We start from the raw sequence: 20,766 nt of genomic DNA, 5'->3' as shown, positions 1-20,766 counted from the left end.
CGTACTATTTATTTGGATACGTATTCAGTATGGGAGTATGCATACGAGATGTCAAGCTTTTAAAAACGGCTGTCAGCTCAGGGCTTTCAGTTTTTCCAGCCCTCCGGCGTTGGTTACATCCTTATAGCCATAGGCTTTGAGGATGCGCCTGGCCCGGCGGGCCCGGCTGCCGTTCTGGCAATAAACCAGAATCGGGACATCCTTCGGTCCCGCTTTCGTCGGTTCCATGTAGAGCTTCTGAACGGGAATATTAATCGCTCCGGGGTAACGGTCCTGCCGGTACTCCTTGGGATTGCGGACATCGATGACCTTGGGACCTGCGGCAATTTTATCGGCAAGACGCTTTTTACGCCGGGAAAGATAAACCTGAGAATAGATCGACAAAAAGGCGACGGCACAGATGCCGGCCAGGCTGATGAGGGTAGAAGAATCCATATACCGGGAGTATAGCGAAAATCAGCATTTTAATACAGATACACAGGACCCGCCCTCTTTTCCCGGAACAGTATATTTAGTATAATTACGGTTACTTAAGTATTTATTAAGCAACAGATGCAGAAATACAGGAGGTTCCATGAAGACCTATACCATAGCAGTGCTCCCCGGCGACGGAATCGGGCCGGAGGTGATGGCGGAGGCCGAAAAGGTCCTGGCGAAAATCGCAGGCAAGTACGACCTTTCCTTCAACTTTACCCCCGCCGACGTAGGGGGAATCGCCATCGACCGGCACGGGAAGGCTTTGCCTGAAGATACGGTGGAAACCTGCCGCAAGGCCGACGCAGTTCTCTTCGGTTCGGTTGGAGGCCCCAAATGGGAGACCCTTCCGCCTGAGGAGCAGCCGGAACGGGGGGCCCTCCTGCCGCTGCGAAAAATATTCGGGCTCTTCGCCAACCTGCGGCCCGCTATTGTCTTTCCCCAGCTCAAAGAGGCTTCTCCCCTGAAGGCCGGGATAATCGGCGAAGGCTTCGACGTCATGGTCGTCCGGGAGCTCACCGGGGGTATCTACTTCGGCCAGCCCAAGGGAAACGACGGCGTAAAGGGTTTCGACACCATGGTCTATACCGCCGATGAGATCGAACGCATCGGTCGCCTGGCCTTCGAGACCGCCCGCAGGCGCAACAGCCGGCTGGTATCCATCGACAAGGCCAACGTCCTGTCCACCATGGTGCTGTGGCGGCAGGTCATCACAAAACTGGGAGCGGAGTACCCCGATGTAAGCTTGAGCCACATGTACGTGGACAACGCGGCCATGCAGCTGGTCCGGAACCCCCGACAGTTCGATGTAATGCTCTGCGGCAACATGTTCGGAGACATACTCTCCGATGAAGCCAGCATGATAACCGGCTCCCTGGGAATGCTGCCGTCGGCTTCCCTGGCGGAGGCCTCCGAGGGCGAGCTGCCCTTCGGTCTCTACGAACCCTCCGGCGGTTCGGCCCCGGACATCGCGGGACAGGGAATCGCGAACCCCATCGCCCAGATCCTCTCCGCCGGGATGCTGCTGAAGTACAGCCTGGGGCTGGACAAAGCCTACGACGACATCTACGCCGCCATCGAAGGCGTTCTGGACGAGGGCTACCGTACTGCGGATATCATGTCCCCGGGGATGAAGCAGATCGGGACGGGTGAGATGGGAGACCGGATAGCGGGGAAGATTTAGCCGTCGGGAAGCACCATGCCTGCACTCATACATGATGATACAGCTGAAGGTGGATCAGAAAAAGTTGAAAATCCCCATCAGCGCGGCTATGAGGGTGAAGCCCAGCCCCATGGTCCACTGCAGGCTGTTAAAATGCTTGTCCACCACCTCGAAACGCCTGTCGACTGCTTCGAAGCGGGTCTCCATCAGCTCCTGCAGCGACTCAAAGCGTCTGTTCATCGCCTCAAAGCGGGTCTCCATCAGCTCCTGCAGGGACTCGAAACGGACCTGCATCAGCTCCCGCTGGGCCTTGAGCTCTTCCTCCACCCGTACGGCGCGTTCAATGATGTCGTTGTTCCGCCCGGCGGCGGGCATCCCCTGCATCCAGTCGGGCAGATGCAAACGGACATAATCACCGATTTTCTGAAGTTCTTCCGGACCCAGGGTCATTGCAGGATCTCCCATCTACATATCCTCCGTTATCAAAATGGTAGAACCGGAGGATTCTGTTTCTGCTTCAAGAATACCGCGAAAAAGAGGAGAAAACAAGAAGCCGAAAGGTGCTGACATCAACGGGCTTAGGGCGTTGGGCCATTTTCCCGGTTTGCCTCGATGGCCAGCAGCCCATGCCGAGGGCGCTGGGGGAAGATTTTAGCAGGAACCGACTCCGGCTCTTGCCCAGGGCAGGCATAATACGTATTCTCGACAGGCATGACCGAACTTTACATTCTGCGCCACGGCGAAACCCAGTGGAACACACAGCAACGCTTCCAGGGGCAGGCGGACAGCCCTCTTACATCCGAGGGAGAGCGCCAGGCCCGTTTACTGGCAGAACGGATCGCGGCCCTGTCTCCCTCGGCCGTCTACACCAGCGATCTGGGCAGGGCATTTTCCACGGCCCGGATTATCGCCGATGAATGCGGACTGAGACCGGAATCCGATATCCGTTTGCGGGAACGCAACGTGGGCATTCTTACCGGACTCACCTTCGATCATATCCGCGACGGCCACGCGGATATCTGGGAGCGCTACTTCGAGGTTGATTATATCATCCCTGAGGGGGAGTCCCTGAACCAGCTCCTGGATCGGGGCCGGTCCTTCCTTCGGGATATTGCAGCAAAACATACTCATGAGAGGATTATTGCGGTCAGTCATGGTGCCTTTATCAGCACCATGCTGCGGCATGTGCTGCACATTCCCCACAATGCCCCCCGCAGCTTTGCCCTCTACAACTGCGCCCTCAATATGCTCGAATACGCTCAAGGAGCCTGGCGGCTCAGGGTGCTGGGCGATACGAGCCATCTTGACAGGGAGTCCAGAATGCTGGACGAGGTGCAATAAACACTTGTAACCATTGACGACAGTTGTCTTACCTCTTATAGTATTCCTATACAGTATTTTGGGAGACTATTGGTATGTACAAAAAGCTTGGCTCTTCGGGGCACCGCCTTTCAGACGAGGTCACCGAACACATCAAGATGCTCATACGAAACGAGCACCTGAAACCCGGGGACAAGATTCCCAACGAGATCGAGCTGGGCCGGCTCTTCGGGGTCAGCCGTCCCACAATCCGGCAGGCGGTGAACTCCCTGGTATCCCAGAACATTGTGGAGATTGTCCGTGGCCGGGGCACCTTCGTCTCCCGTGCCCCGGGGCTAGCCAGAGACCCGCTGGGTCTTGAGTTTATACTGGCCCCGGACCTGCAGATATCCCTGGCCGAGGCGCGCCTCGCCATTGAACCGGGAGTAGCCCGCCTGGCGGCGGAAAACGCCACGGAGAAGGGCCTGAACAAGATCGGGGAGTGCATAGAAAAGATGCGGGAGGTTGTCCATGAGCACCGTATCGGTATGGCAATAGAGCTGGATTTTCATCGCAGCATAGCCGAAGCCTCGTGCAACCAGATCATTATGCGGGTCGTTCCGATCATTCTCGATTCAATCCTGAATACCTACGCGGATTCCAATCCGACCATCCGGGACCACGGTGTGGCCCTGGAGGAACACACTGCCGTATACAAAGCCATCGCGGGACATGACGCGGACAAAGCCTTTTCCCTCATGCAGACCCATCTGAAAAACAGCCACGAACGCCTTGTACGCCGCAAGTCTGATAAGGCCAGTTAGCGGGCAGGAAACTACAAACGCTCCACCGGAACCATCCTGCCGCTTTTTCCACTTGCGTAGATTGCTTCGATTATTGCCACCGATTTCAGGGATTCGATTCCGCCTATAAACGGTTCCCCGTCTTCCAGTACGGCCCGGGTAAAATCCTCAAACTGAAGCCGGTGCCCCAGAGTGCTGATGGCACCGGGATCCGAGGCTCCGCCGCCGGAGCCTGATTGTACCCCGCAGCGCTCCCGGATTTCCGGGTCCTCCGGCCTCTCGGACTCAAAACTCCAGGTCTTGAGCTCCTCCTCTTCCAGGACCGCAGTACCCTGAGTTCCGGATATCTCGATTCTTTTCAAGAATCCGGGATACACGGCCGTCGAACCTTCGATGACCCCCAGGGCGCCGTTATCGAACTCCAGCACTGCTGCGGCAGTATCTTCCACTTCGATACCCGAGTGTCCCAGGATGGAGCAGCGGGCCTGGACGCTCCGCACCTGTCCCATGAACCACTGTAATAGATCCACCGCGTGAATCGCCTGATTCATCAGGGTACCGCCTCCGTCGTACTCAAACGTACCCTTCCAGTCAGTCCGGTCATAGTATTCCTGGCTGCGAAACCACTTTACGTAGGCATCTCCCATAATCAGGCGGCCGAAGCGTTCCTCCTCGAGGGCATTTTTAATTACCCGGGAGCTCTCGTAAAAGCGGGACTGGAAAATCCCGCCAAGCTTGAGGTTTTTCTTTTCCGCCGCCTCGACGATCTGCATACCCCGTTTAAGGCTGATTTCGAGGGGTTTTTCCACCATCAGGTGTTTTCCCGCCTCCAGGGCAGGCAGGGCCGATTCCAGGTGCAGCCCCGCGGGGGTGCAGATTGAGACAGCGTCGACCTCCGTAAGGAACTCACTCATATCCGTGCAGGCCCTGCAGTCGAACTTTTCCGCGAAGTCCCGGGCTCTCAGGCTGCTGCGGCTCAGCACCGCCGTTACCTCAGCATCTTTCACATCCCCCAGGGCCCTGGCCTGGTGTTCCGCTATCATTCCTGTACCGATAATGCCGTATCGCAGTTTCATGCTGTACTCCTTTTTTCAGTCGCCATCGGACCTGCCTTCTCCGATTCTGTTCTGCTTTCAGTTCAGGACGGCGATGCCGCCCCTTCCCGTATCAGTGCTGCTTGTTGGGCCTCTTCATGCGCATCAGGGAATAGCTGACCGATGCCAGGGAAATGGCGTAGAAGAAGAGGGCAATGGGGGAATTGAACAGGGTCCCCCAGTTTCCATGGGAGATAATCAGGGCCTTCCCCAGGTTCTGCTCCGCCAGGGGCCCCAGAATAATGCCGAGAATGATGGGGGCCATGGCGAAGCCGAACTTCCTCAGGAAAAAGCCTATTATCCCGAACATCAGGGCCACGAACATGTCATAAACACTGTTTCCAAGAGAAAAGGACCCCAGAAAGCAGAGGGCCAGAATCACCGGGAACAGAATCGATGAGGGAACCCTGAGTATGGCCGGAAAAACCCGTACGCTCAACAGGCCAAGGGCGAGAATCAGAAACTGAGCGGTCATAAAGCCGACAAAGAGGGCGTTTATTATCTCGGGATTCTGCTTGAACATCAGCGGGCCCGGCCTGAGGCCCACAAGCATCAGGGCGCCCAGCATAACCGAGGTAACCACGTCTCCTGGAATTCCGAGGGACAACAGGGGAACCATGGCGCCCCCGGTGGTTCCGTTGTTTGCGGCCTCCGGCGCCGCGATACCCAGAATGTTACCCTCACCGAAGCTCTCCTTGTCCCTGGAAAAACGCCGCGCCTCGTTGTAGGCCATGAAAGAGGCGATGGCCCCTCCGGTTCCGGGGATAATGCCGATAAAAGTCCCCAGAAAAGAGGAGGGAATTATTACCTTGAACAGGTCTTTCAGCTCCTTTCTGGTCGGTAGAACACCTTTAATCTTCTGCTTATAGATTGTAAGGGGTTGCCCGATCTTCTGCAGTTCGATAAAAATTTGTGAAATTGCGAACAAACCTATCAGCACCGGCAGCATGGGAAACCCGGTCATCAGGTTGGGAATACCGAAGGAGAAGCGATCGTAGCCCGATATGGGATCAATGCCGATAACCGCAATGGACAGGCCGAACAGTCCCGACAGGATCCCCTTGACCAGGGAAGCGCCGGAAACGCTCGCGATTACCGTCAGCCCGAAGACCATCAGGGCAAAGTACTCCTCCGGACCGAATTTCAAGGCAACCCGGGCCAGTTGGGGTGCGATAAATATAAGACACAGAGTCGAGATAATCCCGCCGCAGGTGGACGCTATGGTGGCGACACCGATAGCCTTGCCGGCTTCTCCTTTCTGGGCCAGAGGGTAGCCGTCCAGTACCGTAGCTGCTGCCGAAGGGGTCCCGGGGGTGGAAATCAGGATTGCCGAGATTGACCCGCCGTAAATGGCGCCGCAAAACATCCCGGCAAGCATTATCAGGGCAACCGCCGGCTGCAGATAAAACAGAAAGGGAAGCAGCAGGATCATTCCAACGGAACCCGTAAGACCGGGAATGGCACCGACGACAATACCCCCGGCGGTGCCGATAAACAGAAACAGAAAGTTTATGGGAGTAAAAACGAATTGAAGTCCCTGAATCAATGCGGACATAAGCCTATCCTTTTACATTACCACAGAGGATTTCTGGGCAGAGGTACGCGGAATACCATGCGGAACAGCATGTACAATATCAGCGTCGTGAGCACCGAGACCATCAGTACCCGAAACCAGCGTTTTTCGTTGAAGAGGAGCATGGTGGCTGCTATCAGAATAGGGGTTGCTATAAGGTATCCAATTTTATCAATTAAGAGAACATACAGAACCCCCGCTGCGCTGAAGATACCGAAGCGTGCCGCAAACTGAGAATCCAGCTTTTTTTTCTCCTGCACCACAGTATCCTTTCCCGCAAGAAGCCGTACATTTTTGACTATCAGCATGGCGGAAAAGATCATGGTACAGACAGCCACAAACTGGGGAAACACCCGGGGAGAAAGTCCCGAGACCTGGGGCTTCGGAAAATCAAGGGCAACTGCGAACATCAATAGTGCCAGCAGAAAAAAGATCGAACCTATAACTATATTGGCCTTGGCCATAGATACTCCCTGATAGATAAATCAGGTAATACCGGCTGACCCGGTATTACCTGCACATTATGCATTACACGTCAGACTGTTGCGTCAGTACTCGTAGCGGTCACCGAGCTTATTGGACTTGACTATATTCTCATAGAGCTTGTCCTGCTCCGCTACCCACTCCTTGAACTCTTCGGTGCCTTTGTAATCCAGCAGAAGCCCTGCATTATCGGCAAGTTTGATAAAATCAGGATCTTCCATGGTCTTTTTAAAGGCATCATGGACGTGTTTGATCTGGGCCGGGTCGGTTCCCTTGGGAGCTGCAATTCCCCGCCACTGGCCAAGGGAGAACTCAACCCCCTGCTCTACCGCGGTGGGATAGTCAGAAAAAGCCTCGAGCCGCTCCTTTGCAAATACCGCCAGGCACCTGAGCTGTCCGCTCTCGAGCTGGGCAACGCCCTCCGGGGGACCTACGCTGATGGCATCCACATGACCGCCGACTGCGGCAACTACGGTGGGTCCACCCCCGGCATGAGGCACATGGTTGAATTGTACCCCTGCGGCATTCTCAAAGGCCAGGGCGATCATGTGGGTACCGCCGCCAGCTCCCGCGTTACCCAGGGTAACCTGTCCCGGGCGGCGTTTCGCATCAGCCAGAAGGTCATTGAGGTTTTTGTAGGGTGAATCCCCGGGCACCAGAAGCCAGATCGGAGCACTCACAAGGTTAATAACAGGCTCAAAGGTTTCCGCATCGTAGGGGGTTTTGCTCATATGGACTTTGGTTATACTGGGTGTTGCCCAGGCAACATAGTAGTAGCCGTCGGCCTTTTTCTGCATTGCTTCGGCATAACCTGGAACCGCTCCGCCGCCGGGACGGTTGACAATAATCACCGGCGCTCCCAGATACTTGGGAAGAACCGACATGAAGGTTCTGAACATTATGTCCGTCGCACCGCCGACACCCCAGGGAACCATAAGTTCGATGTCCCGGGCGGGGTACTCTTTCTCGGCCTGTCCTTCCGCGAATACCGGCCCACTAACTAGTAGGAGAACCAGCAGTATCGCCGCACAATGGATTACTCTCCTTTTCATACAAACGCCTCCTGAAAAATCTATTCTCGCCTATAAAACGAGTATGTCCGCACGCTCAAAACGAGCGCCGTTAACATCCATATGCAGTTTTGGAAATATAATTGGTCTGGTCAGGGGAACCGGACCCGCTTGTGTTGCAAGGATTGTGTCCTCACTCTTGGTTCCGGTAATCGAAGGGTTCCAGCAGAAGGGCTGATTTTCCGATATTGTTTCTTCGGTAGAAAAATCAACCCGGTAATCCCTGGGGGCATACCCGATAGCACCACCCTGATGATGAAGGTTAAACTCTCCGTCATATCCCAGGCGCCGGTATTCCTTTTCCACGGCCTTGAAGGGCACCTGAACTGATCTGCCCGGGACGGTGTTGGTCCAGAGAACGAGATCCAGTTCGACATTGTCCCGGTACTGTTTCTTCAGTTTCTCCGGGACCGTTCCGAACTGAACAAAACGGGTCAGGCAGACAATCAGGCCGTTTCGCCGGGCATTGCATCCCAGCATGACCCTTTTTTCCACCTGCTTCCGGGTAGCCACAGGGTGGCGGTACTGCTCGATGCGCTCATCCGCCGCACAGAAGGTCGTTACAATATCGATGCGGTCAGCCCACAGACGTTCAGACAGGCGCCCGATTACTTCGCACTCACGGTCTCCAGGTCGAACCTCCACGGCCGTTGTCTCCAGAGCCAGGTTGGTCAGGTAACAAAGCTGCCTGTAGCGCTCAAGCTCGGACTCTGTGAGGGAGTAGCGCAGACGGGCCACCTCGGCCTTGAGTTCCCGGGCGCCTGGAAAAGCGAAGTCAGCTCCCAGACGCCCGGGTTCAACAAGCTCATGTACGATCTGCTGTTCCCTGTTTTCGTGCCAGGTGTAGGATTTGAGCACGAATCCAAGCTCTTCGAGTCTTTCTTCGCTGCCCATTCTGTTCACTTCAATATTATTACACACAGCGTAATCACCACTCCGGGTAAATAGCAGCCCCGCTGCGCCCAGTTCGCCGGTTATTCCTACCGTGTTGATTCCTCCCCCGGTGGCCCAGGAAAAGTTCGCCTGACTCTTGAGGTAAAGGCCGTCCAGATCGAGGTTCTCAAGCAGCTGTGTGATTCTCTGGCGTTTAATCCGAAGTTCTTCTGATAGATCCATGGATGCCTCCCTGATTGTCATGCACTCATTATACGACGTCAGACATCTGCTGTCAAATAGAAATCTGAGTTTTTATGAACATGTACAGACAGGTAGAATATGTTCACTCATATGATGAATGCGATGCTTGAATATGAAAAATACATCGATCAAATCACGGGAGCGTTAATGCAGGTCGATCCATATAAAATCATCTTGTTTGGTTCGGCTGCAACGGGGAATCTACATAACGATAGTGATATCGATATTATCGTGGTGCTTGATAACGAAACGATCCCGAAAAAAGAATATGAGCTTATATTGAGTAATAAAAGCTCATTCTTTTGGGATATAAATACCAAAAGCAGGATAATCTATGAGAAAGCCTGCTGAAGGTTGGATGGAATCAGCGTTTTCCGATTTGATCTTGATTGAGGAAATCATTAATAATGAGCTATTAACCCACATGGTTGCTTTCCATTCTCCGTGAACCTAGCGCGATCGCTTGTCCAGTTCCGCCAGTACGGCGGAATAGTCGATTCCCAGGGACTCCAGCAGCACCAGCATGTGATAGATCAGGTCCGCTGCCTCGTAGACGATCTCCCCGGGTTCGCGGGCAAGAATCAGTTCCACCGCCTCTTCGCCGGTCTTTTTGCGGATCTTCTCTTCCCCGGAAGTAAAGAGGTGGGTGGTATAGGAACCCTCCGGAAGATTGATGCGCCGCTGCCGGATAACCCGGGCAAGGCGCCCAAGGGTGTCAGCCCCGGAGGTTTCCGGAGCTTCCGATAATTCCTCAGATTCCTCTGCTGACTCCGTCGGGGTATCCTGATTTGAAAAGAGCAGGGCCTCGTACCATCCGCTTTTTTTCAGGATTTCCTTAAAGGGGGTCTGCTCCCGGTAGGGCAGAAGCCTGCCGGTATCCTTGTGGACATGCCAGATTATCCTCTGTTCGATGCTTTTACGGTGTCCTTTTTCTGATTCCAGCAGTACATCCACAATGGTTCCCTTCTCATCCTTCAGAATCAGCGGCAGGATGGCATCACGTTCCATACAACATCTCCTTGCAGTCAGGCATATTCGGCGGCCAGGCTTGAAAAAGGCAGAGAGCCGCCGAAGATATCCAGGGCGCTGCCCACGGTAAAATCGACCCTTCCCTTTCCCAGGCTCCGGACCAGATCGATATCCTCCAGGTTCCTGATACCCCCGGCATAGGTTGCCGGAACAGGAGAGGCCTCCCCAAGCAGGGCAGCAACGGGATCCTCGATTCCCTGCTGTTTTCCCTCCACATCCGCGGCGTGAACCAGGAACTCTCCGCAGGAATCGCCCAGTTGTTCAAGGGTTTCGGCATTCAGGGGTGTCAGGGTGAAGCGGCTCCAGCGGTCGGTAACAATCCAGTAGCTCCCATCCTTCAGGCGGCAGCTTAAATCGAGAATCAGGCGCTCCCGGCCTACCTTCTTTTTCATGGCCTCGAGACGTTCAAAGTCGATCCGCCCCTCCCGGAAAACCCAGGAGGTTACTATAACTCCCATGGCGCCGGCATCGAGAAACATGCCTGCATTCTCCGGATCTATCCCGCCGCCCACCTGCAGCCCTCCCGGATAGGCCTTCAGCGCCTTCAGAGCCTCTTCGGTATTCCCCGGACCCAGCATGATTACGTGCCCCCCGGCAAGTCTGTACCTTTTGTAAAGATCGGCATACCAGGCGGCATCCCGGGGGGAGACGAAATTCTCCTGGGCACCATCGTCACTGAGGGTGCCTCCGATTATCTGTTTCACCTTTCCCTGATGCAGATCTATGCAGGGACGGAATCTCATGACTCAGAACTCCTTGCAGGTCCGGCTTTAAGGACCGGAAACCAGATTAACAGGAAGACCGGGTTAAGAAAAGAGTGCTGCCGGAAAGAGACTCCCCCTATCGGGACTTGCAGAAAGCCCAGTCTCCACGTACCCTTCTGAACAGATGAAATACAACCTGGAAACCATTCCTGTCCGGGACGCCTTTGAGGCGGACAGCGAGTGTCCCTTCTGCCTGCTGGAACAGAAAGCCGAGGAAGGTTACATGAAGTACTATCTCGGCAGCTCGGTCATGGCTCCGGAGACCCGGGTCACCGTAAACGCCCGGGGCTTCTGCAGGGCTCACTGGTCGGCCCTGGGCAGAATACGGGGAGAACGTCACGCCTTGAGTCTTTTGGCCCACACCCGCTTTACAGAAGCTGCCTTCCGAATGGAAAAAATCCTGGAGAAGATCGGACAGTACGATAAAAAGAGGCTTGAGTCCGCCATCACAGAACTCGAGTCCCAGGTTTCCGGATGCGTCATCTGCGAACGGCTCGAAGCGACCATGAAGCGCTACTATTTTACGGTGGTCCACCTGTGGAAAACCGACGATCAGGGGTTTCGAAAACGGTATCGCGAATCCCGGGGGGTCTGCCTCAGGCATCTTGGGGGACTTGTCGCCATGGCGTCGGAGACCCTCTGCTCGGGACTGAAAAACCTGGGAGGCAAAGCCAGAGAGGACTGGAAAAGCTGGATCCGGGAGACCCTGGTCATGGAGCAGGACAGTTTCCACAGACTGGAGGGGGAACTCTTTGACTACTCCCGAAGTTTCGATCCCCAGTACGAGCGGAAGGACCTGAACTACAGTGACGAATCCCTGGACGAGGGGATAGAAAAACTGACGGGTAAGGACTTCAGGCCCTGAGTACCCGCCATTCCAGCTCTTCGCCGGCGCAGAGGGGAACGATATCCTCATAGGAAGCGGGAACCGTCCAGGATTCCCGGCGCAGGCTCAGCTTCTCCCTGTTCAGGGGCAGCCGGTAGAACTCCGCACCAAAGCGTGAAGTAAAGTCCTCAAGCCTGTCTATTTTACCGGCCTGACTGAATACAGCGGCCAGCAGGGGCAGTGCCACGGGGGAGGTGAAGGATCCTGCGGCCCCCTCGTTTTTTGCCTTCCGTGAATGGGGCGCACTGTCGGAACCGAAGAAGAACCGGCTATCCCCGGATACGACCGCCTCTATCAGGGCCTTCTGATCTTCCCTTCCCTTCAATACGGGCTTGCAGAAGAGATTCTGGTTCAATCTGCCTCCCAGAAGGTCCTCCACAGAAAAAGCCAGATGATGAGCGGTAATCGTCGCTGCCACCCTCTCCGGCCAGGACCGTACGGCCTCAACCGATGCCCTGCAGGAGAGGTGCTCCAGCACTATCCTGAGGCGGGGAAAGTTATCGATTATTGTCTGCACCTGCGAGAGGAAGGCCTCCTCTCGCAGAAAAACCGGGGCATCCGGGTCTTCTCCATGGATGGAAAGAACCATCTCCTCCGCCTGCAGGGCGTGGAACAGCGGAAAGGCTCCTTTGATATCGGAGAAGCCGTCCTCGGCGTTGGTGGTCGCCCCGGCGGGGTAGTACTTTCCCGCCACTGCCCCTGCCCGTTTAAGGAGCCCCACCTGCTCAGGATCGAGGCCGGGGACTATCTTGAAAGTCAGAAGGGGGCTCAGATTCGGGGCTGCACTCTCTATCTCCTCCCTGTAGCGACGCAGGGCTTCAGGGCTGGTCAGCGGCGGCAGGGTGTTGGGCATAACCAGGGCCCGGGCAAAGCCGGCGGCACTCAGGGGAGCACAGATCTCCAGGGTCCGGTCCTGCCTGAGGTGAAGATGTAAGTCGTCCGGAATACGGATTGTCAGTTCCATGTCCTTTAAGTCTATTGTAAAATGAAGTGAGGATAAATACCAGTTATTTCGATTATACGCTGCGCCTGTCCGGGGACAGCGGGATCGGTATGCAGGGGAGGAATCGATGAACATCTGCGTGGTTGAAGACGACAGGGGAATCGCGGATTTCCTGAAAAAAGGACTCAAGGAAGCCGGATTCGCAGTTGATCATGTAAGCAGCGGAGAGGATGCTTACGATCTCCTGAAAATCCGTCATTTCGACGCGGCAATAATCGATATAATGCTCCCGGGAATCGACGGACTCAGCCTGATCGAAAATCTCCGGAACGAGGGGAACCAGACACCGATTCTGATACTGAGTGCGAAACGTGACGTGGACGACCGTGTCTCGGGTTTCCGCTCCGGGGGAGACGATTACCTGGTAAAACCCTTCTCCTTTGCCGAGCTCATGGCCCGCATCCAGGCCCTGATTCGTCGTTCCACCCGCAGCAGTTCCCCCACCAGTTTTCAGGCTGGAGATCTGACCCTGGACCTGGTAAGTCATCAGGCAAGCAGGGGAGAAACCAGAATTGAGCTTCAGCCCCGGGAGTTCGCCCTGTTGGAGTACCTGATCCGCAACAAGGGACAGGTGCTATCCAAGACCATGATTATGGAACATGTCTGGGATTACTCCTTCGACCCCCAGACCAACGTGGTGGATGTGCTGGTTTCCAGATTACGAAGTAAAATAGACAAGGACTTCGAGCAGAAGCTCATTCACACGGTACGGGGGGTCGGTTATGTCCTCAAAGCTGAAGAATAAGGGGCTCCTGCCGGGGAATCTCTACATCCGGCTGGCAACGATCTTTTTCCTGGTCATGATTCTTTCTTCCGGGATCCTTTTCGGAGGAACCTTCATTACCCTCTACCGCTCCCTCCGCGGCGAAGATGAGGGCTATATTCAGCGGCGTCTCCTCTCCTACTGGGCACATTATCAGACCTCCGGCCTGGACGGTCTTGTGGAGAGCCTCGAAGCAGAGAGCCTGATTCTTGATGAACGGCCCTACTTTGTCCGGGTAGCGACCGCCGCAAACAATACAATCTTCCTGAGTTATCCGGAACACTGGGGCTCCTTCAGCATCCAGAAAGTACTGGAGGAACAGGACATATCGGATTTCGATACCCTTCTCATGATTCAGAGCGAACGCATGGACTTTACCCTGGAGGTGAATACGATACAGCTGGACCAGGAGTATCTCGTCCAGGTCGGCATGAGCACCGAACGGCGGGAGGCCTTTCTGGGGCTGTACCGGCGAAATTTTCTACTTCTCCTCTTGCTGGTATTGCTCTTTGGTCTCGCTGCGGGGCTTTTTCTCGCCTCCAGGGCCATAGCACCCCTCAAGCGCCTTTCTGCCGCCCTGGGCTCAATAATCCGTACCGGGGACTTGAGCGCCCGGCTCCCCTTGCGCCGGGATGTCCCGCGTCCCGATGAGATGGACGAACTGGTGGACCTCTTCAATCGGCTGCTTGAACGCATTCAGGGGCTCATAAGCCGCATGAAGGAGACCCTGGACACGGTGGCCCACGACCTGAGAACCCCCCTTACCCGCCTCCGCAGCAGTGCGGAACTGGCCCTGCAGAGTACGGACCTGAACCGGAAGGATGATGCCCTTTCGGATGCCCTGGAAGAGTCGGAGCGCATTCTGACCCTTCTGACCGCGGTTATGGACATTTCGGAAGCAGAATCGGGAATCCTGAAACTGAACCGCCGGAAGATTGATCCCCGGGAGTCCCTTGAAAAGCTCATGGAAATCTACCAGTTTGTCGCTTCGGAACGGGAAATTACCCTTCAGCTGGAGGGAGAGTTCCCGGAAGCTCTGTCCGTGGACCCTGCACGTTTCAACCAGGCCGCGGGAAATCTGCTGGATAACGCGGTAAAGTATTCCCCCCCGGGGAGTGAAATCACCCTCCACGGCAGCCTGGACCGGAAGCAGGAGAGACACATATTCCACCTCTCCGTGAAAAACCAGGGCCCCCCGATACCGGAGGAGGAGCTCTCCCGAATCTGGGAGCGCCTGTATCGTGCACCGGGGAACACCGTTCCCGGCATGGGACTGGGCTTGAGCCTGGTAAAAGCTGTAGTGGAGTCCCACGGCGGAGAGGTCAGCGCTGAAAATATCCCCGAGGGAGGCGTCCGTTTTTCCATGGCCTTTCCGCTGCAAAAAAGCCCCTTTCCTGCCGGAATCGACAGGAAAGGGGCTGAATAATAGACACGGCTGTATTCCGGGCACCTGTAAAAAACCAGCAGGTTTCTTGCAGATGCCCTTCCTTTATTCCTTCTCCAGCCTGAACTCGACCCGGCGATTCTTCCACCAGATCGTCTTGTCCCGGACGGAGACTATGGGGTGCTGGCCGCCGAAGGCCTCCGTGCTGATCCGCTCCTCAGGGATTCCCCGCTCAATCAGCGCGTCCCGTACCGTGGCCGCCCGCCGTTCCGTCAGAGGTCCGAGGATCTCTTCTTCATCATCCTCCCGGGGACCGTCAAGATAGATATTCAGGGCGTGACCTTCGAGAATCAGGTCGTAGGCGGGGTAGCGCTTCAGAACTGCAGCCGCCCGGTCAAGGGACTCCTGGTTGCGCTTGTACATCGCCTCCCCGGCGGAATCAAGGGCATGCTTGTAGGCGCCGAAGATGATGTTCGGGGTGAGAATATAATACTTCCCGTCCTTCACCATGATGGCTACATCGAAGGGCAGACCTTCTGTATATACCGATCTGTTGCCCCCAACGTCCACGATGCTGACCTGCACCTGATAACTGTCATCGGGATTGGCGACCTTACCTTCGCCGGTGGTACCGTTCCAGGTTATCTGATGAGCCGGGTTTCCGGTTCCGGCGTAGCTGCGGATAACCTCGCCCCTGCTGTTCAGGATATCGATGCTCCATTCGGCGATCTCCGTCTCGTCCTCCACGTCGATGGCAACCCGCACCTCGCCTTCAATATCTCCATTGGTTCTGGCGAAGGGTTCTGAGGCCACTGCAAGCTTGATTCTGGGTGGAGTAATGTCCAGGTAAACGGCGGGAGACTTCTTCTCCACGATATCGCCCTTCTCGTATACGACCCGCAGGCTTGCCTTGTAGCGCCCCTCCGCGGCACGGCGGCCGGATTCAGTGCTTCCATCCCAGAAGAGGGTGTCCGGAAGTTCGGCACCGCCGGAATAGCTCTGGACGGCGTCTCCAGCTTCCGTTTCGAAGGAGAGTCTCCAGCTGGCGATTTCAGCATCTATAGTCGGCTCCAGGACCACCGGCAGTACGTCTTCCACCCCGTCATTATTCGGGGAGAGGACCTTTCCGGTGGTCATGGCGATGTCCACCTCCCGATTGTCGATACGGATCTCCAGGGGTTCCTGAATGTATCGGTTTCCCGCAGGGTCGGTGAAAACTCCTTTGGCAAAGTAGCTGCCGTCGGGCAGCGCCTCCCCGCCGGGTCCCCGTCCGTCCCAGCGGAACTGATTGATAATCTGCCGGCCCGAACCTTCCATCAGGACATTGCCATTTGCATCGACAAGCTGTCCGCTCCAGGAGACCGGTTCAGTAGAGCTTATGGCGATATCGTTGAAATCATTCTGTCCGTCTCCGTTGGGAGAAAAGATATCATCGTAGCGGATATCCACCTTCGGATCTGTAACATCCAGGCGTATGCGCCGCTCGGCGGAGGTGGAGAAACCGTTTTTATAGGTCACGGTATAGGATATGGTATAGAAGCCTTCCGGGGCTCTGCGGCCCTGATCGTCATAGCCGGTAACAACATAGGTCTCGGGTACACTGCCCTCTCCACCTACGCTGACAAGAGCCTCCCGACTGTCGCTTAAGACCCGGCCGGTCCAGCGTACGACCTCCCCGGCATTCTGGACGGTGGTGCTTACAGTTATGGTGTCCTGGTGTCCGTCTCCGTCGGGGGAGAAATAGGTCGCATCCAGGCTCATATCGATGGCCGGGGTCGCCGAGTTGAGAATAATGTCTTCCACCACGTAGTCTTCCGAACTGTTTCCCGCCCGGTCGGTGGAGTTCAGGGTGTAGGTGTACTCTCCATCATCAGCCTTGGTACCATTGTCGTCGGTCCCGTCCCAGAGAACATCCCCGGGGGCGGATTCCGTCCAGGTAAAGGTCCGGACCTCTTCACCTGCCGCGTTGGCAAATACGCCTTTCCACTCTAGCTCTTCGGATCCTTCCTGCTGAAGGATATACACATCGGCGACACCGTCCCCGTTGGGACTGAAGATATTGTTCGGCGGAGGAGTAATCGTCGCCTCCGGTGGAGTCACATCCACGATAAAGGTGTCGACATCGGTTTCGGTCCTGTTCTTCGAGGAATCCAGCACGTACAGCCGGACATCGTAGGCCCCTTCAGGGACCAGGTTTCCCGACTGGTCCCGGCCGTTCCAGGTAATCTCCTTCTCCAGTTCAAAAAGGTCGTAGCCCCGGAACAGGGCGAAAAACCAGTTAACGTCGGAAGGTTCTTTCTCGATAACCTCGTGGACCAGGGTATCCGACTCGTTGAATATCTGTATTCCGTATTCCGGAATATAGCCCTGCTTGCTTTTGACATAGACCTTCGCGGTAAACTGCAGGGTCGCCGAATCCTGAATACCGTCCCCATTGGGAGAAATATACTGGGTCCCCGATGTTACCGCCGGGACCTCCGGCACTTCCTTGTTTCCTCCGGCAAAAAGACCGGTAAGAAGAATTGTGAAAATTGTAATAGAGATTAATAATTTGCGTTTCATTTTGTCCCTCACTTTATTCGAGACTGTTACATTGCCTTTATTGTAGCACACAAAAATATATACTACGAGGGCAAGTTAAAATCCGGGCCGACTCAGGCGTCACTCAACATGGAACGTCCCCGCCGGTAAGACTCCACATTAAAATACTCCGACAAGGTCCGGGCGCAGTCAAACAGTCCCTCACGAATTCCCAGAGACCTTCCGGTTCTTCCCTTCTGATAGAGCAGCACCGGCACATACTCCCTGGTATGGTCGGTTCCGGCAAAGGTGGGATCACAGCCGTGATCGGCGCTTACAATGAGAAGGTCTCCTTCCTGCATCCCCGTCATGATCTCCGGAAGAGCGGAATCGATCCCGGACACAGCATCATGGTATCCCCGGGGATCCCGCCGGTGGCCGTAGATCATGTCCGTATCCACCAGATTGACAAAGATAAAAGTCTTGTCGTCTCCCTCCCGGCGTTCCCTGATCAGGCTCAGAGTCCGTTCCAGACAGGCCTCGTTGCCCTTGTCATGGTAACTCTCGCTAATTCCGGATTCGTTGAAGATGTCACCGATCTTGCCGACGCCGACTGTCCGGACGCCCCTCTCCTGCAGATGATCGAGGATTGTCGCTTCCGGCAGGGGCAGGGAAAAATCCCGCCGGTTTTTTGTCCGGGTAAAATTTCCGGGCCCTCCCATAAAGGGTCGGGCTATGACCCGGGCCACGGAATACCCGTCGCAGAGCTCCCGTGCAGCCTCACAGATCTCGTACAGCTCCTCCAGGGGAACCACCTCCTCATGGGCGGCGATCTGAAAGACCGAATCCGCAGAGGTATAGCAGATCAGCGCCCCGCTTTTCAGATGCTCCTCCCCGAGCTCCTGAATAATCGCCGTACCCGAGGCGGCCCTGTTTCCGATAATGGATCGGCCGCTCCTCTTTTCCAGAGCTTCCGTAAGTTCCGCCGGAAAGGAGGGGTACTCCGGGGGAAAGGTCCTGAAAGCCTCTTCAAGATGTATCCCCGCAAGCTCCCAGTGGCCCGTGGTGGTGTCCTTTCCCGGGCTGAGCTCGCGCATGACCCCGAAGGAGGCGACGGGATCAGGGACCGCCGGGCAACCGGGCAAGGGATTCCCCAGAAGCTCGGAGGCGTTCCCCAGGCCCAGGCGTTTCAGATTGTCCCAGCGGACAGGGGATACCTGTTCACATATGTGAAGGGCCGTATTTGCCCCTGTATCGCCGAAATCAGCGGCATCAGGAGCCTCGCCTATACCGAAACTGTCAATAACCAGAACCAGGGCCTGCATTGCTTCCCCCTTCTACAATGGAGATACCTCCTGAGGTTCCAATTCTGCTGGCCCCGGCCTCGATCATGGCCAGGGCGTCGTCATAGTTTCTGACCCCTCCGGCGGCCTTCACGCGGATCAGGTTCCCTGCGGCCTTTTTCATGAGCCGCACGTCCTCCACGGTCGCCCCGCCGCCGGCAAAACCGGTGGAGGTCTTTACAAAGGCGGCGCCTGACCTGGCAACTATCTCAGTGGCTTTGATCTTTTCCTCCTCCGAAAGGTAGAAGGTTTCAATAATCACCTTTACCAGGGCCCGTCCGGCGGCACGTACCACCGAGCGAATGTCCGACTCCACCAGGGCGTAATCCCCGGCCTTCAGGGCACCGATATTCATGACCATATCCACTTCCGACGCCCCCTGCTCCACGGCGAGCATGGCCTCCTCGGCCTTGATCTGACTTGTATTGGCCCCCAGGGGAAAACCGATAACGGTACAGACCTTTACATCGGAGCCCGCAAGCTCCTTCGCGGCCAGGGGCACGTAGCAGGGATTAATACAGACCGAAGCAAAACCGTACTCTCCGGCTTCGGTGCAGAGTTTACTGATCTGCTCAGGAACTGCGTCGGCCTTGAGCAGGGTGTGGTCAATCATGGAAGCAATCTCTCTGGGTGTCATGGAATATCTCTCCTTCTGTGTTTATCTACTCTTCAATTATAGTCCGCACAAGTTTCGGCGGCTCAGGTTTCTGTTCTTCAATGCTAATGGCTCTCTGAAACTCGGACACCGCCTCTTCCAGATTTGCCTCGTCGTTCACGTAGAAATCCGCCAGGGGCTCTCCCTCTTCCACCGGATCTCCCAGGCGTTTCTTCATCCAGATGCCCACGGCGGGATCGATTCTATCCTCCTTGGTCCTCCTGCCGGCCCCCAGAAGGAGGGCGGCGATACCGATCCGGTCGGTCTCCATGGCACCCACATACCCTGAGGCAGTCGCCTCGATGGAGTAACGCCTGGCTGCAGCGGGAAGGCGGCCGGTATCGTCGCAGACCGCAGGGTCCCCGCCCTGGGCGCTTATCATCTGTTTCAGGGACTCAAGTCCCGCACCGCCGGACAGGGCATTTTGAAGCTTCTTTTCCGCCTCGTCGACGGTGCCGAGACCCGAAGCCGTCAGCATCCTGGCAGCCAGAGTCAGGGAAACCCGGGCCAGATCCCCGTCCCCGTGGTGCCCCTGCAGGATTTCCACCGCCTCCCGGACCTCCAGGGCGTTGCCGACAGCCTCCCCCAGGGGCTGGCTCATGTCGCTCACCACGGCGGAGACGCTCTTCCCCGCCCGTTTTCCTATTCCCACCATGGCCCGGGCAAGGGCGACGGCATCCTCTTCACTTTTCATGAAAGCACCGCTGCCGGTCTTGACATCCAGTACAATGGCATCGCTGCCGGCGGCGAGTTTCTTGCTCATGATGCTGGAGGCAATCAGGCTGATATTATCGATGGTGGCGGTAACGTCCCGCAGGGCGTAGAGCATCTTGTCCGCCGGAACCAGGTCGCCGGTCTGTCCGATGACCGAAAGCCCCTGCTCACGGACTATTTCCACGAAACGCGCCATCGGCTGGCTGACTGAAAAACCGGGAATCGATTCCAGCTTGTCCAGGGTTCCGCCGGTATGTCCCAGCCCGCGTCCCGACATCTTGGCGACCTTTCCCCCGCAGGCGGCAACCAGGGGCAGAGCCACAAGAGTTGTTGTGTCGGCCACCCCGCCGGTGGAATGCTTGTCCACCTTGACCCCGGGTATGGACGAGAGGTCCACCATGTCTCCGGAATGCATCATGGCCATGGTCAGTTCATAGGTCTCCTGGGCGTTCATGCCGTTGAACCAGACCGCCATCAGCAGGGCCGCCATCTGATAATCCGGAACATCTCCCGAAACATAGCCGTTTATCAGAAAACGGATCTCCTCCGCACTCAGAACGGCGTTGTCACGCTTTTTCTTGATTAATTCCGCTGTAAGCATGGATTTAAG

The 20,766-nt window shown here is 56.0% G+C and carries 21 protein-coding genes; 7 read left to right on the top strand and 14 right to left on the bottom strand.

The genetic code is table 11. From position 1 onward, the window contains the following. Positions 1-72: 72 nt before the first annotated feature. Positions 73-435 (bottom strand): rhodanese-like domain-containing protein, encoded by a 363-nt coding sequence (locus B4O97_RS10905; RefSeq protein ID WP_083050786.1) that lies wholly within the window; start codon positions 433-435, stop codon positions 73-75. Positions 436-574: 139 nt separating this feature from the next. Between B4O97_RS10905 and leuB the strand changes: the two genes are divergently transcribed. Next, positions 575-1,657, top strand: coding sequence for a 3-isopropylmalate dehydrogenase (gene leuB, locus B4O97_RS10900; protein WP_083050784.1), 1,083 nt, complete (start codon positions 575-577; stop codon positions 1,655-1,657). A 54-nt stretch (positions 1,658-1,711) separates the two neighbouring features. Here leuB and B4O97_RS10895 read toward each other — a convergent pair whose 3' ends face one another. After that, on the bottom strand, positions 1,712-2,101 hold the full coding sequence (locus B4O97_RS10895) for a hypothetical protein (protein ID WP_083050783.1): 390 nt from the start codon (positions 2,099-2,101) through the stop codon (positions 1,712-1,714). Between the two features lie 246 nt (positions 2,102-2,347). Between B4O97_RS10895 and B4O97_RS10890 the strand changes: the two genes are divergently transcribed. Next, complete coding sequence (locus tag B4O97_RS10890; protein ID WP_083050781.1) at positions 2,348-2,977, top strand: histidine phosphatase family protein; 630 nt, start codon at positions 2,348-2,350, stop codon at positions 2,975-2,977. Between the two features lie 74 nt (positions 2,978-3,051). Next, entirely contained in the window at positions 3,052-3,759 is a 708-nt protein-coding gene (locus B4O97_RS10885) for a FadR/GntR family transcriptional regulator (RefSeq protein ID WP_083050780.1), read from the top strand. A gap of 11 nt (positions 3,760-3,770) precedes the next feature. On the opposite strand, the gene B4O97_RS10880 is transcribed toward B4O97_RS10885, so the two are convergent. From B4O97_RS10880 to B4O97_RS10860, 5 genes are all read right to left on the bottom strand, one after another. Beyond that, complete coding sequence (locus B4O97_RS10880) at positions 3,771-4,814, bottom strand: Gfo/Idh/MocA family protein (protein ID WP_083050778.1); 1,044 nt, start codon at positions 4,812-4,814, stop codon at positions 3,771-3,773. A gap of 91 nt (positions 4,815-4,905) precedes the next feature. Beyond that, a complete protein-coding gene (locus tag B4O97_RS10875; protein ID WP_083050776.1) occupies positions 4,906-6,387 on the bottom strand; it encodes a tripartite tricarboxylate transporter permease in 1,482 nt (493 codons plus the stop codon). A 17-nt stretch (positions 6,388-6,404) separates the two neighbouring features. Continuing rightward, a complete protein-coding gene (locus B4O97_RS10870; protein WP_083050775.1) occupies positions 6,405-6,869 on the bottom strand; it encodes a tripartite tricarboxylate transporter TctB family protein in 465 nt (154 codons plus the stop codon). Positions 6,870-6,953: 84 nt separating this feature from the next. Next, positions 6,954-7,940: a tripartite tricarboxylate transporter substrate binding protein gene (locus tag B4O97_RS10865; protein WP_083050773.1), complete on the bottom strand. Its 987-nt coding sequence runs from the start codon at positions 7,938-7,940 to the stop codon at positions 6,954-6,956. Positions 7,941-7,970: 30 nt separating this feature from the next. Next, positions 7,971-9,074 carry a M24 family metallopeptidase gene (locus tag B4O97_RS10860; protein WP_083050973.1) on the bottom strand — a complete coding sequence of 368 codons (1,104 nt, stop codon included), beginning with the start codon at positions 9,072-9,074 and terminating at the stop codon, positions 7,971-7,973. A 111-nt stretch (positions 9,075-9,185) separates the two neighbouring features. Here B4O97_RS10860 and B4O97_RS10855 point away from each other — a divergent pair, with 111 nt between their 5' ends. Then, positions 9,186-9,446 (top strand): nucleotidyltransferase domain-containing protein, encoded by a 261-nt coding sequence (locus B4O97_RS10855; RefSeq protein ID WP_158084260.1) that lies wholly within the window; start codon positions 9,186-9,188, stop codon positions 9,444-9,446. A gap of 99 nt (positions 9,447-9,545) precedes the next feature. On the opposite strand, the gene hisE is transcribed toward B4O97_RS10855, so the two are convergent. Further along, complete coding sequence (gene hisE / locus B4O97_RS10850) at positions 9,546-10,103, bottom strand: phosphoribosyl-ATP diphosphatase (protein WP_083050770.1); 558 nt, start codon at positions 10,101-10,103, stop codon at positions 9,546-9,548. Between the two features lie 17 nt (positions 10,104-10,120). Next, entirely contained in the window at positions 10,121-10,867 is a 747-nt protein-coding gene (hisA, locus tag B4O97_RS10845) for a phosphoribosylformimino-5-aminoimidazole carboxamide ribotide isomerase (protein ID WP_083050768.1), read from the bottom strand. Positions 10,868-11,012: 145 nt separating this feature from the next. Here hisA and B4O97_RS10840 point away from each other — a divergent pair, with 145 nt between their 5' ends. Next, a complete protein-coding gene (locus tag B4O97_RS10840; protein WP_083050767.1) occupies positions 11,013-11,753 on the top strand; it encodes a DUF6062 family protein in 741 nt (246 codons plus the stop codon). On the opposite strand, the gene pyrC is transcribed toward B4O97_RS10840, so the two are convergent. Continuing rightward, positions 11,743-12,738, bottom strand: a complete 996-nt coding sequence (pyrC, locus tag B4O97_RS10835; protein ID WP_083050765.1) for a dihydroorotase — start codon at positions 12,736-12,738, stop codon at positions 11,743-11,745. The genes B4O97_RS10840 and pyrC overlap by 11 nt on opposite strands. Positions 12,739-12,844: 106 nt before the next feature. On the opposite strand from pyrC, the gene B4O97_RS10830 reads away from it, so the two are divergent. After that, on the top strand, positions 12,845-13,522 hold the full coding sequence (locus B4O97_RS10830) for a winged helix-turn-helix domain-containing protein (RefSeq protein ID WP_083050764.1): 678 nt from the start codon (positions 12,845-12,847) through the stop codon (positions 13,520-13,522). Then, entirely contained in the window at positions 13,500-14,966 is a 1,467-nt protein-coding gene (locus tag B4O97_RS10825) for a HAMP domain-containing sensor histidine kinase (protein WP_083050762.1), read from the top strand. The genes B4O97_RS10830 and B4O97_RS10825 overlap by 23 nt, the downstream gene beginning before the upstream one ends. A 63-nt stretch (positions 14,967-15,029) precedes the next feature. Here the strand turns inward: B4O97_RS10825 and B4O97_RS10820 are convergent, their stop codons facing one another. The 4 genes from B4O97_RS10820 to B4O97_RS10805 form a co-directional block, all read right to left on the bottom strand. Beyond that, positions 15,030-17,486, bottom strand: coding sequence for a FlgD immunoglobulin-like domain containing protein (locus B4O97_RS10820; protein ID WP_083050761.1), 2,457 nt, complete (start codon positions 17,484-17,486; stop codon positions 15,030-15,032). A gap of 92 nt (positions 17,487-17,578) precedes the next feature. Beyond that, entirely contained in the window at positions 17,579-18,769 is a 1,191-nt protein-coding gene (locus B4O97_RS10815) for a phosphopentomutase (protein WP_083050759.1), read from the bottom strand. Continuing rightward, positions 18,744-19,424, bottom strand: coding sequence for a deoxyribose-phosphate aldolase (gene deoC / locus B4O97_RS10810; protein WP_083050758.1), 681 nt, complete (start codon positions 19,422-19,424; stop codon positions 18,744-18,746). Before deoC ends, B4O97_RS10815 begins: the two co-directional genes overlap by 26 nt. 25 nt (positions 19,425-19,449) lie before the next feature. Further along, positions 19,450-20,757 (bottom strand): pyrimidine-nucleoside phosphorylase, encoded by a 1,308-nt coding sequence (locus tag B4O97_RS10805; RefSeq protein WP_083050756.1) that lies wholly within the window; start codon positions 20,755-20,757, stop codon positions 19,450-19,452. Positions 20,758-20,766 lie beyond the last annotated feature (9 nt).

It is taken from the genome of Marispirochaeta aestuarii (assembly GCF_002087085.1).
Taxonomy (GTDB): Bacteria; Spirochaetota; Spirochaetia; order JC444; family Marispirochaetaceae; genus Marispirochaeta; species Marispirochaeta aestuarii.
This window is presented reverse-complemented; position numbering and strand designations above follow the sequence as displayed.